Raw genomic sequence first — 13,997 nt, forward strand, 5'->3', positions numbered from 1 at the left:
AAATATGAGGCTCTGAAATGGCTGACTGGTCCGCCGCCCAATATCTGAAGTTCGAGGACGAGCGCACGCGGCCCGCGCGGGACCTGGCAGCACAAGTTCCGGTCGATTTCCCGCGCCGCGTCGTCGATATCGGCTGCGGTCCGGGCAACTCGACGGAGCTGCTGGTCGAGCGCTGGCCGGATGCGGAGGTCAGTGGCTTCGACACCTCACCCGACATGATCGAGAAGGCGAAGGCGCGGCTGCCCAACGTCAATTTCGAGCTAGCCGATGCTTCCGCCTGGCAGCCGGCACAGCCCGTCGACGTGATCTTCGCAAACGCGGTCTTTCAATGGCTGCCGGAGCATCCGGCGGTGTTCCAGCAGCTGATCGGGCTGCTCGCGCCGGGCGGCGCCTTGGCCATCCAGATGCCCGATAATCTTGGCGAACCCTCGCATCGGTTGATGCGCGACACCGCGGCCGAGATGCCGTTCTCGGCCAAGCTCAGGAGCGCCGCCCGCGCGCCGCTGCCCCCGGTTTCCTTCTACTACGATCTTCTGTCGCCGCTCGCCGATCGCGTGGATATCTGGCACACGATCTACAATCATCCGTTGGCCAATGCCGAAGCGATCGTCGAATGGGTCAAGGCGACGGGGTTGAAGCCGTTCCTCGATCCGCTCGACGCGGACGAGAGAAAGACATTCCTCGAAAGCTACACCGCAAAGATCGCAAAGGCCTATCCGAAGACGGCGACCGGCAAGGTGCTGCTGCGCTTCCCGCGCATCTTCATCATTGCCAAGCGGGCCTGACCGTTTCCGGTCAACTCATCGCGATAGCCGGAACTGCGATTTAGGCTGGCATAAACCGGCCAAATGCGACAAGGGTAGCGCGCTCCGGCACAAAGGCCGTGCCTCGGACGGATTGGACATGCATCGCGTCATCATCAGCGGCATCGGCGCCGAAATCCCCGAGCCTGTCATCACCAATGAAGAGCTGGTCGAAAGCTTCAACAGCTGGGTCGACACCGAGAATGCGCGCCGCGCCGTCACAGGCGAGACGCTGCTGCAGAAGTCGGACAGCGACTTCATCGTCCATGCGTCGGGCGTGCAGACCCGCCATGTGATCGAACGCGAAGGCATCCTCGATCCAACCCGCATGGCGCCGCGCATTCCGGCCCGGCCGGACGACGCGCTGTCGCTGCAGGCGGAGTTCGGCATCGCTTCGGCCAAAAAAGCCATCGCCCATGCCGGCGTGGAAGGCTCGGACATCGATCTGGTGATCTGCTCGGCCTCGCATCATCAGCGGCCTTATCCGGCGATCGCCATCGAGATGCAGCAGGCCCTGGGCACCAAGGGCGCCGGCTTCGACATGGGGCTCGGCTGCTCTTCCGCCGCGGCGGCGCTGCACATCGCAGTCAACCTGGTCAGGGCAGGGGCGCACAAGCGCATCCTGGTGTCGACGCCCGAAATCATCACCGGCCATCTCAACTTCCGCGACCGGCAGACGCATTTCATCTTCGGCGACGCCTCGGTCGCCATGATCGTCGAAGGGCTCGACCAGGGCGAGAAGCGGCCGGGACGCTTCGAGGTGCTCGACACGCGCACTTGGACGCAAATGTCGAACAACATCCGCACCAATCTCGGCTACCACACCCGCACTGCCCAGGACGATCCCTACCAGATCAACCTCGAGGGCAATCTGATCAAGCAGGTCGGCAACAAGGTGTTCAAGGAAGTCACGGTCGCGGGCCACAAATTCATCGTCGAGTTCCTGGCCGAGCATGGTCTGGCGCCGCAAGGCATCCGCCGCTTCTGGCTGCATCAGGCCAATGCGCGCATGAATGCGATGATCCTGAAACTCGCCTTCGGCCATGATGTCGACCATGACCGCGCGCCGATGGTGCTGGAGCGGCTCGGCAACACGGCGGGCGCCGGCGCCATCGTGGCACTGTCCGAAAATCATGCGGACATGAAGGCCGGCGATTTCGGCCTGCTCTGCGCCTTCGGCGCAGGCTATTCGATCGGCGGCGCGCTGCTGAGGATGTTGTAAACCGGCTCAGGCGGGAACGAACGGCACCAGCATCGGCACGCGCCTGGCATAGTCGTCATAGGCGGGGCCGAGCTCGCCGCGCAGGAAGCTCTCTTCCAGCCTGGCCTTGACGACGATGCCGACGAGCAGCAGGGCAGCGCCGGCAACACCCCAGACAGTGCCCTTGGCTGCCATGGTGGCGAGGATCGACACCAGCAGGCCGGTGTAGATCGGGTGGCGGACCAGCCGATAGGGACCGCTGTCGACCACGCGGTGATCGGCTTTGGCGGTGACGGTGCCCGACCACAGCCGACCGAGATGCAAGCGCGCCCACCAGGCGAAAGCGATGCCGATCGCGATCAGGGCGACGCAGATCCAGCCCTCGGCAAGCGTCGGCGTCCACAGCCGCAATCGGCCGACATAGCCGTGCGCCGGCGCGAACAGCAGAAAGGTGCCGGCCAGCCAGAGAACCCGGTAACGGGCCTCAGCCTTGAAGTCCGCGCGCTTTTGCGCTGGATCGGCCCACGCGGCGGCCAGCACCCAAGACACCACCCAGGCCAACCAGAGCGCGGCGATCGCATGTTGAACCTGCATGATCTGAACCCTCCCAAGTTCGCGCCGCCATTTACGCCGCCGGCGCGGCGGCAATGCGGCGGAATGTGAAAGCGTGCGGCATCTTCAGGTAAGAAAGTCGTGATCGCCATGAAGCGCTGTGATCGGATCATCAGCGCTTTCGACTGGACCGAGTAGCCGAGCGTCTCTAGACCAACGCTATGCAGGAAACGAACCTAGAGCTTTTTCCGTCGGCGGAGCCGACGGCCGACATCGTCGCCGGCCGCAAGCTGACAGCATTGGCAGCGGCACTCTATGCCGCGCAGTCCGATCATTTCGAGACAAGGCCCGTGGACGAATTGCGCCTTGGCTTCGACGGGATCGAGGGTGACTTCCATGCCGGCGCGACGCGGCGCTCCGGCGGGCGCGAGCCCTGGTACCCGCGCGGCACCGAAATGCGCAACGAGCGGCAATTGTCGCTCGTCGCCGCGGATGAGCTCGCCATCGTCGCCCACCGCATGGGCCTCGAGGAGATCAAGGCGGAATGGATCGGCGCCAACCTGATGATCGAAGGCCTGCCGCATCTTTCGATGCTGCCGGCGGGGTCGCTGTTGTTCTTCAAGGGCGGCGTGACGATCAAGATCGACGGCCAGAACAAGCCCTGCCGGGTCGCCGGGCAATCGATCGCCGAACATGTCAACGCGGCGGATCGCGACGCGACGGCCTTGCTGTTTCCGAAGACGGCGAAGAGGCTGCGCGGTCTGGTCGCCTGGGTCGAAAAACCCGGCATCATCAGGACCGGCGAAGAGATTTCGGTGCGGGTGCCGGAGCAGTGGATCTATCGCGCGTGATCGGGCTTCGGCTTTGGATATCGCCGGTTCAAGTCTCGCTCGAGTGAACTGTTGGAGTGGCTTTGGTTGTCATCCGTAGCGCACTGCGCTCGACCAGGCCGGATCCTCGTGCTTTTGCCAGTAGAGGCGCATCAGACGCTCAGTGATCGCCCCGACCTTGCCATCGGCAACCGGAGCACCGTCGATCATCGTGACGGGCATGATGCCGCCGGCCGTCGAGGTGATGAAGACTTCGTCGGCTGACTTGAGCGCGGCCACGCTGACATCCGCGGCAACCGTGGGCAGTCCCGCCTCGGCGCACAGGTCAAACACGGTGCGGCGCGTTATGCCGGGCAGCACGCCGACGGCGGGCGTGGTCAATTTGCCTGCCCTGACACAGAACACGTTGAAGCCTGGACCTTCGGCGAGGTTGCCGTTGAAGTCGAGGACCAGCGCGGTGTCGGCGCCGCGGTCATAAGCGTCGTAGAGCCCGCGCACCAGGTCCAGCCAATGGTAGTTCTTGATCGAGGGATCGATCGAGGCAGGTGGGATACGGACTTTGTCGCTGATCGCGACGTGGAGGCCGCTTCGCAATTGTTCGGCATTGGCGACCGAGCCGAAGGGGACGGCGAAAGCCATGAACCGGTTGATCGCCTGACGCGGATCGCGGCTGAAGGTCGGCGAGGCGCCGCGCGTGCACAGCATCTCGACATAGGCACCGCGATGGCCGGACAGCGCGACGCAATTGTGCAGGATTTCGGCAACGCCGTCGCGGCCGAACGGGATGGTCATGCGAAGCTTTTCCAGCCCGCCGAAGAAACGGTCGAGATGCAGATCGAGACGGAAAAAGCGGCCGTCCCAGACATGGACCGTGTCGTAAGTGGCGTCGGAATGCAGAAAGCCCCAGTCCAGCACCGACACCTTTGCCTGCGACATCGGCAGATATTGTCCATCGAGGTAAGCGACGCCGTTGGGATAGGCATGCGGATCGAGATGACGCTCTGACAGAATGGGTAGTGGCGCGGCAGGCGCGGGGGCGGCTTGGCTCATTTCGCTCCATCTTCGTCGTTGTGGAAAGGCAGGTTAGCGTCCAGCTTCGAATGAAGTAAGAGCCAGGCCAACGGCGCTGTCTAGCCTAGCCTGTGCTTTACTCGTCCTCGTCATCCTCTTCCAGCAGCCGCGTCGCGCGCCAGCGGGTCAGCACCTCATTGGTCTCGTCGATGACAAAGAAGCGTGCCGAGTCGCGGTCATAGCCTTCGGCCAGCAGTTTGTCATAGTCGGTATGGGTGTGGCGGACATGCGCGATGGTTGCCAGCCACACCGCGATCGTCGGCGGCAAGCTCTTCATATGCACGGCTCCGGCATCGGCGCGGATTTTTTCCATGTCGGAATAGGGGGCGAGCGGCAAGAGCGCGGTGAGCGCCTTGGCAATCGCGCGGCGGCGGCCGGTCGGCGCGCTCATTTCTCCTCGCGTCCGGCAATGGCCGCCTCAGGGAAGGCATCGGTCGACGCATAGTAGGGCTTGATGTCGACGACCGGCGTGCCGTCGAGCACGTCGATGGCGTCGATCTCGATCCGGCCTTCCTCGATATCGAGCGCGACGAGCTTGGCGATGTGCAGGCCGACAGGGTTCGGCCGGGCAGGGGAGCGCAGCGAGAAAACGCCTTTCGGTTCAGCCGCATGGCGCGGCTTCTGCACAATCAGATTCCGTGGGGCATGATCGAGCCAGGACAGGATGACGATGTGGCTGGCGCGATCGAGGTTCTGCAGCCCCCGGCGGTAGGGCTTGTCGATCAGGATGGCCCCAGTCCGACCGGTCTCGCGGGCGGCGCGCATGTTCTTGGGACAATCCTCGCGGCTCGTCCAAGGCGAGGCGATCCGGCCGATGAAGACGACATGGCCGTCCGGCGGCAGATTGGCCGGGTCGTTTTCCAGGAGCGTCTCGTCCTCGCGTCTCTCGAACATCGTTCAATCAATCCGCGGACGCATGGCCTGCAATGCGCGGACCATGGCTGCGCCATTTTCTTGTCCGAGAGCGACATAACGCTTGCCAGGGTTTTAAATTCGACATAAACATATCTTTATATCTTTCAGCGAGAACCTTTCATGCATGTCACGCTCGACACGATGGTAGATACATTGAAGGCGGCTGCCGAATCCAGCCGCCTGCGCATTCTGGTGCTGCTGTCGCGCGGCGATCTCACGGTCTCCGACCTTACCGAAATCCTTGGCCAGTCGCAGCCGCGCGTCTCACGGCATCTGAAGCTACTGCTCGATGCCGGGCTGATCGGCCGCTACCAGGAAGGGTCCTGGGCCTTTTTCAGGCTGTCGGACACAGACAGCTCGCGCGATTTCGTTCAGCGGCTCGTCTCGGGCGTGCGCGAGGCCGATCCGCAGGTGGTGCGCGACCTGGAGCGGCTGGCCGCTGTCAAGCGCAAGCGGCAGGACCGGGCCGCGGAGTATTTTTCGGAGAACGCCGCCAGCTGGGATCGCATCCGCTCGCTGCATGTGCCGGATCGCGCGGTGGAAGCGGCACTGCTCAAGCTTGTCGGCAAACGGCCGTTCCAGTCGATGCTCGACCTCGGCACCGGCACGGGCAGGCTGCTGGAGATCTTCGCGCCGCTCTACCGGCGCGGCGTCGGCATCGACATGTCGCGCGAGATGCTGACCGTGGCGCGCGCCAATCTCGACAAAGCCGGCGTCGCCAATGCGCAGGTGCGCCAGGGTGACATCTTTTCGCCGCCGGTCGAGCGCAACGCCTTCGATCTCGTCACCATCCACCAGGTGCTGCACTATCTCGACGATCCGGCCCGCGCCATCGGCGAGGCCGCGAGGCTGCTGCGTCCGTCCGGCAGGCTGGTGATCGTCGATTTCGCGCCTCACAATCTGGAGTTCCTGCGCGACCAGCACGCGCATATGCGGCTCGGCTTTTCCGACCGGCAGATCGCCGACTGGTTCGAGGAGGCAGGGCTTGACCTCGAAGAGAGCCAGGAGTTCGAGCCGCGCGGCCAGGCCGAAGCGAGACTCACCGTCAAGCTCTGGTTGGGTCGCGATCGCCGCCTGCTGATCGCCGATCCGTCCAACGACACACTTCCAGCAAGGGAAACAGCCTGATGAACCAGTTCCGCTTTTCCCGCCGCCCCGACATTGGCGACAAGGTCCGGGTTTCGTTCGAGTTCTTCCCGCCCAAAACGGATGAGATGGAAGCAAGGCTCTGGGACACCGTCACAAGGCTCGAGCCGCTCAAGCCGCGCTTCGTCTCGGTGACCTACGGTGCCGGCGGCTCGACCCGAGAGCGCACGGCGCGCACCGTGAAGCGCATCCTCAACGAGACGACGCTGACCCCGGCGGCGCATATGACCTGCGTCGACGCGGCCCGTTATGAGGTCGACGCCGTCATCCAGGAATTCGCCGACTTTGGCGTCACCCGTTTCGTCGCCTTGCGCGGCGATCCGGCAGCAGGCGTGGGCACCGCCTATCGTCCGCATCCCGATGGTTATGCGAACGGCGCCGAACTGGTCGGGGCGCTGAAGAGCGTCGGCGATTTCGACATCTCGGTCTCGGCCTATCCGGAAAAGCATCCGGAAAGCCCGGACTTCGCCACCGACATCGATATGCTGAAGCGCAAGGTCGACAATGGCGCGACGCGGGCGATCACCCAGTTCTTCTTCGACAACGACCTCTACGAGCGCTATGTCGAGCGCGCGCGCCGCGCCGGCATCTACATCCCGATCGTGCCGGGTATCCTGCCGGTGCACAACTTCACCCAGGTCGCCAATTTTTCCTCCCGCTGCGGCGCGCTGGTGCCGGCCTGGCTGGCCGAGCGCTTCGAAGGGCTGGAGAACGATCCGCAAACGCATGCACTGGTGGCCTCAGCGGTCGCGGCAGAGCAGGTCCATGATCTGGTCGAGCGCGGCGTCGGCGATTTCCATTTCTACACGATGAACCGTGCCGACCTGGTCTTCGCCGTCTGCCACATGATCGGCATCCGCTCGCATGAGGCGGAGGCGGCCGGCTCGGCCGCGGCCTGATCAAACTCGCCGAAAAGTGTGCAGCGGTTTTGCGAAACGACATGCATTCAAAACAATGATTGAAACGGAAAAGGCCGGGCGGAACCCGGCCTTTTCGAATCGGTTGGACTCATCCTCGGTGCTGGTCTTCCCGGCTTCGGCGGGTCAGGGAAGAACGCCCATGATAAGGGCGCCGATGAATGCAAACGCAGCACAAATCATCAATGCGTTGATTGGCCTCGTCAGTCCCATGCCATAGCCTCCTCTTAAGAGCTATGGCCGGAATCTAGAGTCATTTGGGTCACAGGCAAGCGGAAAATGTGCTGCATTGCGACGTGATTGTGGAATTTGCGACCTCGAATTTGCCGTTAGCCATTGAAACTCTTCGGCAAAAATCGATCCAAGAGTTTGTGAATAAATTATGGCGAAGCCGTGGCATGGCACCGCTACCATCGGCCGAACAGGCGCCCGTCAATGGTGATCAGACCGACTCCGATCAGCGCCATGCCGCCCATTTCGAAGAGCTGCAGCCGCTCGCCCAGAAACAGGAATCCGAGCAGCACGGCACTCACCGGTACGATCAAAGTGACCAGCGAGGCGTTGGTGGCGCCGGCCGAGGCCACGAGGTTGAAATAGAGGATGTAGGCAAAGGCTGTGGAGAGCAGGGCCAGCCCGAGCACCGCGGCCCAGACCGGCGGCGAGACCGAAAACAGCCCGGCTGGGCCGTAGGCAATCAGCACGACGGGGATCATGATGATGGTCGATGCGGTCAGTTGCCCGGTGGCGATGACCGGCGAAGGCACCCCCTTGAAGCGGCGCGCGATCATCAGGGCAATCGCGTAGGACACCGAGGCGCCGATCAGCGCGAACTTGGCCCAGGCCGGCTCGCCGAGGCCAGCAGCCAAACCAGGACTGATCATGACAGCTGTTCCTGCAACGCCGAGCGAGATGCCGGCCAGCTTGTTCCAGGACAGTTTTTCGTCAGCGGTGAGCGCATTGGCGAGGAGCAGCGTCCAAAATGGCGTCGTGGCATTGAGCACAGAGGCAATACCGGCGCCGAGCTCGGTCTGGCCGGCGAAGATCAGCGAAAACGGAATGACATTGTTGGCCAACGCCAGCAGGAAGAACAGGCCGGCGTGGGGAAAGGCGAGGCGGAAGGACGGGCCGCGGATCGCCAGATAGAGCTGAAGCGCGGCCGCCGCGATGGCGACGCGAAACAGCACCAGCGCCAAAGGATGGATCTCCGCCACGGCAATGCGGGCAAAGAAGAAGGAGCCGCCCCAGATCGCGCCGAGCAGCAGGAGCTGCGCCCAATCTCTGAGCGTCATCGGTCCGCGTGTCGGCGCGGCGCCAGCCGCCATCGTCATGTCGTCACCCCTCCCATGCCGATCGCCCCTCAGTCCGCCGAACCAGCTCCAACCGATATACGGTTCGGTGGCAAGGGCCACCCGAAACCTGCCCAATGGTTTAGCGTGGCGCAGAAGGGTGCGGCCGCTCGCAGGCGAAGGCGAGACACAGAACTGTTTTCTTTGGCGGCTAGCTAGGATTAATTGTGCGCGCCGAGATCAAGGACTCGTCCATGCAGCGATTCGAAAATGCCCGCGAGGCGGCACTGGCGCTTCGTCCGGACGATCCGGTCTATTGCTTCCGCCCGCAGGTGCTTAAGGCCGATGCTTTGCAGTTCATGGGCATGTTCCCGGGCAAGACCGCCTATGCGGTCAAGACCAATGGCGAGCAGATCGTGCTGAAGACGCTGGTCGAGGCCGGCGTGAGCGCCTTCGACGTCGCCTCGCCCGGCGAGTTCGCCGCTGTGCGGGGGGTCTCGCCCGAGGCCGAAATGCTCTACATGCATCCGATCAAGGCGCAGTCGGACATCAAGCTGGCGTTGGAGAAATACGGCATCCGCGTGATTTCGCTCGATCATGAGGACGAGATCACCAAGCTGACGCGCGTGGTGCGTGCGCTCGACATCGATCCCGGCGCTCTCACCGTCTTCGTGCGCATCCAGACCAAGGGCCACGCGGCCTATGAGCTGTCGAAGAAATTCGGCGCCGGTCCCGCCAATGCGGTGGAGCTTGCCGAGCGGCTCAACCGTACCGGCTACAAGGTCGGGCTGTGCTTCCATGTCGGCAGCCAGATCGAGGACCCCGACACCTACGAGCGCGCGCTGGCCTCTGCCGACTGGGTGCGCAACCGGCTGACCTTCGACATTGCCGGGCTTGACGTGGGCGGCGGCTTTCCGGCCGAGTACGGCCACGATCCCAACCGCAAGCACATCGAGATGCCGTCGCTCGGCCAGCTCATGTCGCGGCTGGCCGGCGACCTCAAGGAATACCAGTTCGACGAGATGCCGCTGGTCGCCGAACCCGGCCGCGTGATCGTGGCGCGCTGCCTGTCGCTGATCGTGCGCGTGCTCTTGCGCAAGGGCAAAAGGCTCTACATCAATGACGGCATCTGGGCGTCGCTCTCGGATTCATGGACCGGCAAGATCACGCTGCCGGCGCGCTTCATTCCCGATCCGGCGATCCGCACGCGCAATGGCAGCGACAAGACGGTCGTGCCGTTCAAGGTTTGCGGCGCAACGTGCGATTCCGTCGACATCCTGTCGCGCCCATTCTGGCTGCCGGAAACGGTCGACACCGGCGACTGGATCGAGATCGGCCATATCGGCGCCTACTCGCTGTCACTGAGGACGCGCTTCAACGGGTTCTATCCCGACACGTTCGTGGAGGTGACGACGCCGTTCGACGAGGGCGACGCGCCGCAAGGTTTCGCGAGCTTGGAGACGATGGCGGATTGAGCTCCCCCTTCTCCCCTTGTGGGAGAAGGACAGGGCGCTACAATTTCGCCAGCAATTCCGGCGTCGGCCAACCGTCCACGGCCATGCCGAGCCGCATCTGCTCCTTGCGGATCGCTTCGCGGGTATTCGTGCCGAGGATACCGTCGACCGTGCCGACATCGTAGCCCTTGGCCTCAAGCTTGGTCTGCAGGGCCTTCATCTGGTCACCGTTGAGGCCGGGCTCGGGCGTGCGCGGATCGAATTGCGGCGCCCCGGCCAGACGGGTCGCCAGCACCGCAGCGGTGAGCGCGTAAGTGAAGGACTGGTTCCATTCCAGATAAACGTCGAAATTGTCGTAGGTCAGGAAGGCTGGACCCTTGCGACCCATGGGCAAGGCGAGCCCGGCCTTCAGGCCGTTGTCGACGAGCGGCGTGCCGTCCGGATTGGTCACGCCCCATTGGGCCCATTGCGACAGCGGCAGCTTGTTGGTGCGGCCGGTCTGGTCCCAAGGCATGTCGTCGGGAACACGCACCTCCTCGACCCAGGGCTGGTCGCGCTTCCAGCCGCGCGACAGGATTTTGTCGGCCGTGGTCATGATCACGTCCGCCACGCTGTTCCGGAGATCGACCTTGCCGTCGCCGTCGCCGTCGACGCCGCGGGCGAGATAGTCGGTCGGCAGAATCTGCGTCTGGCCGATCTCGCCGGCCCAGGCGCCCTTGACATCGGCCGGCAGCACGCCGCGATCGATCAAGGTCAGCAACGGCACCAATTGCGGCCGGAACAACTGAGGGCGGCGGCAGTCGTGCGCGAGGGTGACCAGCGCGTCCAGCGTGTGGAAATCGCCCTGCACGGCGCCGAAATCCGTCTCCAGTCCCCAGAACGCTGTGATGACGGCCGGCTGCACGCCGAATTCCTTGTCGGCGCGCGCGAAAACGTCGGCATATTTCTTGAGGTTGGCCGCGCCCTGCTTCAGGCGATAGGCCGAGATCATGCGGTTCGAGAATTGGGTGAAGGTCTGGGCGAACACCCCTTGAGCGCGGTCGCGCGCCAGCACCTTTTCATCGATCGCGGCATTTTCCAGCGCCTTCAGGCCAACGGCGCCGACGCCGGCTGCCTTGGCTTCCGCGGCCACGCCCTGTTTCCACGCTTCGAAATCGCCGCCGCATTCCTGCGCCGCCGCAGGCCAAGCGAAAGCGCCGACCAGCAGCGCCGCCAGGATTTCAACGCGCAATCGCATCGCTTCCCTTACGAGACCGGGGCATGATCACGGCCGGGTGCGGACGCATCATGCGTAGATTTCAAAATTCAGGAGCGCCGTGCGGCACCCCGGTGGGGTGCGCCGCTCCGCATCGCCAGCGGTTGCAACTATCACCGCCCGCCATGTCGAAAGCAGGCAAGGGGGCCGATGTCAACGGGTGTTCTGCCGCAGCCATTTGTTCCAGGCGGCTTCCGAGCCGTTGAAAACATTGATGTCGGACTTGCCGGTCATGCCGGGCACGATGCCGGTTCCGGTGTACTGCCAAAAGGTGAAAGGATGGCTGCCATACTTCTGGCGCGGATGGCCGGCGACCGAGCGCAGCCAGTAAGGATAGCCGCGGAACGTCGCCAGGTTATTGTCATCGAAGAAGTCGAGCGACGTATAGATGATCGGCTTCTTGCCATAATGGCGCTCGACGATCTCGAGAAAGGTGGTCATCTCGCTGCGCACCGTCGCGGGATCAGGGCGCAGTCGGCAGGTCGGCGACTTCGGGTTCCATTCCATGTCGAGCACCGGCGGCATCGCCGAGGGATCTTTCGGAACATTGGCGATGAACCAGCGCGCCTGGGTGGCGGCCGGGGTGCAGAAATAGAAGAAATGATAGGCCGCGCGCGGGATTCCGACGGCCTTGGTGCGTGCCCAGTGCTCGTTGAAATAATCGTCGAAGCGATCGCCGCCCTCGGTCGCCTTGATGAAGGCGAAGGAGATGCCGCTGGCCTTGGCCGTCGGCCAGTCGACAGAGGTCTGGTATTTTGAGACGTCGGTGCCGTGGACAGCATAATTCCACGGCGCGCCGCTGTCCCACTCATGCGGCTTGGAATCTTCGAAACGGGGCGCGCGCAGGGCGACCGTCTGCGATGACGGCGCCAGCGGCGATAGATCGTCCACGGTCGAGCAGGCGCTCAACAGCGTCAGCATCAGGATGGCCGCAAGACGGCGCATGATATCCCCCGAGCCGGGATCAGCCGGCCGCTGATGGGTCCTTCACTGATGGTGGTCGCTTCCGCGGGCCCCCTCCGGACGGTCGCCCCACAGAACCGCCCAGTCTCTCCGTTCATCGCCGAACATGGTTGATAATCCATTGACGGCGCTCGACATCGACCATGATTTTGGAGAAGCAATGGCGGCAAATCAATGACATAAAGCGAACCGGAAAACCCAAGGGCGGAAAGATGCGGGATGTCGTGAAGTTCATCAAATGGCTGTTCGGCCTGATTGTGCTGGCGGTGATCGCGCTCTTCGCCTGGCTCTACTTTGCGCCGCCCGAACTGATCCGTGTCGGCTCGGGCTATGCGGCCAAGATCGTCTGCTCCAACGTGTTCATCGCCGGCCGCGACCCGAATGAAGTGCTGGCCGTCGACGTGCAGGCGCCGGGCCATCCGCTGCTCAAGCTGATGAAGGTATCCGTCGACAAGGAAAGGGGCCTTGTTTCGGCGGGCCTGCTTTGGGCGCTGGGCAAGAGCGTCGCCGTAGAGCGCCACGGGGTCGGCTGCGCGTCGGTTCCGGATGGCGACACCGGCAGGGCGCGGCAGACCTCCGTCCATATCGAGCCTTTGGCGGTGGCCTCGCAGGATGCGCTCTGGCCGGAGGGCGAAAGGGTGGTCGCCCTGCAAAACCCCGCCGTCACGAAGATCGTCGACGATGCCGCGATGGTCGGGACAGGCATGCGCGCGGTCGTGGCGGTGAAGAACGGCCGCATCGTCGCGGAACGCTATGGCGAGGGTTTTTCGGCCAAGACGCCGCTGCTCGGCTGGTCGATGACCAAGACGGTGAATGCCGCGATTGTCGGCACGCTGGTCAAGGACGGCAAGATGGCGCTCGACAAGAAGGGCCTGTTCTCGCCGTGGAAGGCCGACGGTCGGGCGGCGATCAGCCTTGCCGACATGATGGCGATGTCGAGCGGGCTGGAGTTCAACGAGGATTATGGCGACGTCGCCGACGTGACGCGCATGCTCTATCTCGAGCCGGACATGGCGGGCTTTGCCGAGGCCAAGCCGCTCGGCGGCGAGGTGGGCAAGGCATTTTCCTATTCGAGCGGCACGGCCGTCATGCTGTCGCGGCTGTGGCAGGAGGCAATCGGCGACAAGGCGAAGGCGCTGACCTGGCCGCGCACGGCGCTGTTCGAGCCGCTCGGCATGCACAGCGCGGTGCTCGAAACCGACGAGCGAGGCACTTTCGTCGGCTCGTCCTATCTCTACGCCACGGCGCACGACTGGGCCCGCTTCGGCCAGTTCCTGCTGCAGGGCGGTGTCTGGAACGGCGCGCAGATCCTGCCCGCCGGATTCGTCGACTGGATGCGGCAGCCGGCGCCGGCCTCGAAGGTCTACGGCAACGGCCAGGTGTGGATCGAGGGTCCGGGCGATGAGGAGAATCCGGGCGCGGGCGCTGCCGCCGGCCTGCCCAAGGACACCTACTGGATGGAAGGCCATGACGGCCAGACGGTGGCCATCATTCCGTCGGAGCAATTGGTGGTGGTGCGGCTCGGGCTGACACCTGCCAAGCTCGGCTATCGGCCGCAGGCGATGGTGGCCGCGCTGGTGAAAGCTTTACACCAGTAAGGCTCT

General features: G+C 63.9%; 14 protein-coding genes. 7 read left to right on the forward strand and 7 right to left on the reverse strand.

The features are described from left to right. Positions 1 to 17 precede the first annotated feature (17 nt). Entirely contained in the window at positions 18 to 785 is a 768-nt protein-coding gene (gene tam / locus EJ078_RS25395; RefSeq protein WP_127216251.1) for a trans-aconitate 2-methyltransferase, read from the forward strand. A 118-nt stretch (positions 786 to 903) separates the two neighbouring features. Beyond that, entirely contained in the window at positions 904 to 2,025 is a 1,122-nt protein-coding gene (locus EJ078_RS25400) for a beta-ketoacyl-ACP synthase III (RefSeq protein ID WP_127216250.1), read from the forward strand. 6 nt (positions 2,026 to 2,031) lie between these two features. On the opposite strand, the gene EJ078_RS25405 is transcribed toward EJ078_RS25400, so the two are convergent. Continuing rightward, entirely contained in the window at positions 2,032 to 2,598 is a 567-nt protein-coding gene (locus EJ078_RS25405) for an isoprenylcysteine carboxylmethyltransferase family protein (RefSeq protein ID WP_067328990.1), read from the reverse strand. 179 nt (positions 2,599 to 2,777) lie between these two features. Between EJ078_RS25405 and EJ078_RS25410 the strand changes: the two genes are divergently transcribed. Next, positions 2,778 to 3,407 carry an MOSC domain-containing protein gene (locus tag EJ078_RS25410; protein WP_095802403.1) on the forward strand — a complete coding sequence of 210 codons (630 nt, stop codon included), beginning with the start codon at positions 2,778 to 2,780 and terminating at the stop codon, positions 3,405 to 3,407. 69 nt (positions 3,408 to 3,476) lie between these two features. On the opposite strand, the gene EJ078_RS25415 is transcribed toward EJ078_RS25410, so the two are convergent. From EJ078_RS25415 to tsaA, 3 genes are all read right to left on the reverse strand, one after another. Beyond that, on the reverse strand, positions 3,477 to 4,436 hold the full coding sequence (locus EJ078_RS25415) for a D-amino acid aminotransferase (RefSeq protein WP_095824936.1): 960 nt from the start codon (positions 4,434 to 4,436) through the stop codon (positions 3,477 to 3,479). A gap of 97 nt (positions 4,437 to 4,533) precedes the next feature. Beyond that, positions 4,534 to 4,848, reverse strand: a complete 315-nt coding sequence (locus tag EJ078_RS25420; protein ID WP_066990672.1) for a DUF2293 domain-containing protein — start codon at positions 4,846 to 4,848, stop codon at positions 4,534 to 4,536. After that, positions 4,845 to 5,351, reverse strand: a complete 507-nt coding sequence (gene tsaA, locus EJ078_RS25425; RefSeq protein ID WP_067328995.1) for a tRNA (N6-threonylcarbamoyladenosine(37)-N6)-methyltransferase TrmO — start codon at positions 5,349 to 5,351, stop codon at positions 4,845 to 4,847. The genes EJ078_RS25420 and tsaA overlap by 4 nt, the downstream gene beginning before the upstream one ends. 141 nt (positions 5,352 to 5,492) lie before the next feature. Between tsaA and EJ078_RS25430 the strand changes: the two genes are divergently transcribed. Both EJ078_RS25430 and metF read left to right on the forward strand, forming a co-directional pair. Further along, complete coding sequence (locus EJ078_RS25430; RefSeq protein WP_067328997.1) at positions 5,493 to 6,500, forward strand: metalloregulator ArsR/SmtB family transcription factor; 1,008 nt, start codon at positions 5,493 to 5,495, stop codon at positions 6,498 to 6,500. Beyond that, the gene (gene metF, locus EJ078_RS25435) at positions 6,500 to 7,417 is read left to right on the forward strand and encodes a methylenetetrahydrofolate reductase [NAD(P)H] (RefSeq protein ID WP_067328999.1); all 918 of its coding nucleotides are present in this window, start codon (positions 6,500 to 6,502) and stop codon (positions 7,415 to 7,417) included. Before EJ078_RS25430 ends, metF begins: the two co-directional genes overlap by 1 nt. 425 nt (positions 7,418 to 7,842) lie before the next feature. On the opposite strand, the gene EJ078_RS25440 is transcribed toward metF, so the two are convergent. Next, positions 7,843 to 8,763 (reverse strand): DMT family transporter, encoded by a 921-nt coding sequence (locus tag EJ078_RS25440; RefSeq protein WP_127217351.1) that lies wholly within the window; start codon positions 8,761 to 8,763, stop codon positions 7,843 to 7,845. A 212-nt stretch (positions 8,764 to 8,975) separates the two neighbouring features. On the opposite strand from EJ078_RS25440, the gene EJ078_RS25445 reads away from it, so the two are divergent. Beyond that, complete coding sequence (locus EJ078_RS25445) at positions 8,976 to 10,196, forward strand: alanine racemase (RefSeq protein ID WP_127217350.1); 1,221 nt, start codon at positions 8,976 to 8,978, stop codon at positions 10,194 to 10,196. A gap of 37 nt (positions 10,197 to 10,233) precedes the next feature. On the opposite strand, the gene EJ078_RS25450 is transcribed toward EJ078_RS25445, so the two are convergent. Together EJ078_RS25450 and EJ078_RS25455 are read right to left on the reverse strand one after the other, a co-directional pair. Beyond that, a complete protein-coding gene (locus EJ078_RS25450; RefSeq protein ID WP_067329003.1) occupies positions 10,234 to 11,412 on the reverse strand; it encodes a lytic murein transglycosylase in 1,179 nt (392 codons plus the stop codon). A gap of 171 nt (positions 11,413 to 11,583) precedes the next feature. Beyond that, positions 11,584 to 12,375, reverse strand: a complete 792-nt coding sequence (locus EJ078_RS25455; RefSeq protein WP_095779058.1) for a GH25 family lysozyme — start codon at positions 12,373 to 12,375, stop codon at positions 11,584 to 11,586. A gap of 230 nt (positions 12,376 to 12,605) precedes the next feature. Between EJ078_RS25455 and EJ078_RS25460 the strand changes: the two genes are divergently transcribed. Then, positions 12,606 to 13,991, forward strand: a complete 1,386-nt coding sequence (locus EJ078_RS25460; RefSeq protein WP_127404128.1) for a serine hydrolase — start codon at positions 12,606 to 12,608, stop codon at positions 13,989 to 13,991. The last annotated feature ends 6 nt before the right edge of the window (positions 13,992 to 13,997 follow it).

It is taken from the genome of Mesorhizobium sp. M1A.F.Ca.IN.022.06.1.1, assembly GCF_003952605.1.
Lineage (GTDB): Bacteria > Pseudomonadota > Alphaproteobacteria > Rhizobiales > Rhizobiaceae > Mesorhizobium.

Excerpts from the sequence above, each read along its gene's own strand:
- tam (WP_127216251.1), top strand. The coding sequence starts at position 18 with ATGGCTGACTGGTCCGCCGCCCAATATCTGAAGTTCGAGGACGAGCGC.
- EJ078_RS25400 (WP_127216250.1), top strand. The coding sequence starts at position 904 with ATGCATCGCGTCATCATCAGCGGCATCGGCGCCGAAATCCCCGAGCCT.
- EJ078_RS25405 (WP_067328990.1), bottom strand. The coding sequence starts at position 2,598 with ATGCAGGTTCAACATGCGATCGCCGCGCTCTGGTTGGCCTGGGTGGTG.
- EJ078_RS25410 (WP_095802403.1), top strand. The coding sequence starts at position 2,778 with ATGCAGGAAACGAACCTAGAGCTTTTTCCGTCGGCGGAGCCGACGGCC.
- EJ078_RS25415 (WP_095824936.1), bottom strand. The coding sequence starts at position 4,436 with ATGAGCCAAGCCGCCCCCGCGCCTGCCGCGCCACTACCCATTCTGTCA.
- EJ078_RS25420 (WP_066990672.1), bottom strand. The coding sequence starts at position 4,848 with ATGAGCGCGCCGACCGGCCGCCGCCGCGCGATTGCCAAGGCGCTCACC.
- tsaA (WP_067328995.1), bottom strand. The coding sequence starts at position 5,351 with ATGTTCGAGAGACGCGAGGACGAGACGCTCCTGGAAAACGACCCGGCC.
- EJ078_RS25430 (WP_067328997.1), top strand. The coding sequence starts at position 5,493 with ATGCATGTCACGCTCGACACGATGGTAGATACATTGAAGGCGGCTGCC.
- metF (WP_067328999.1), top strand. The coding sequence starts at position 6,500 with ATGAACCAGTTCCGCTTTTCCCGCCGCCCCGACATTGGCGACAAGGTC.
- EJ078_RS25440 (WP_127217351.1), bottom strand. The coding sequence starts at position 8,763 with ATGACGATGGCGGCTGGCGCCGCGCCGACACGCGGACCGATGACGCTC.
- EJ078_RS25445 (WP_127217350.1), top strand. The coding sequence starts at position 8,976 with ATGCAGCGATTCGAAAATGCCCGCGAGGCGGCACTGGCGCTTCGTCCG.
- EJ078_RS25450 (WP_067329003.1), bottom strand. The coding sequence starts at position 11,412 with ATGCGATTGCGCGTTGAAATCCTGGCGGCGCTGCTGGTCGGCGCTTTC.
- EJ078_RS25455 (WP_095779058.1), bottom strand. The coding sequence starts at position 12,375 with ATGCGCCGTCTTGCGGCCATCCTGATGCTGACGCTGTTGAGCGCCTGC.
- EJ078_RS25460 (WP_127404128.1), top strand. The coding sequence starts at position 12,606 with ATGCGGGATGTCGTGAAGTTCATCAAATGGCTGTTCGGCCTGATTGTG.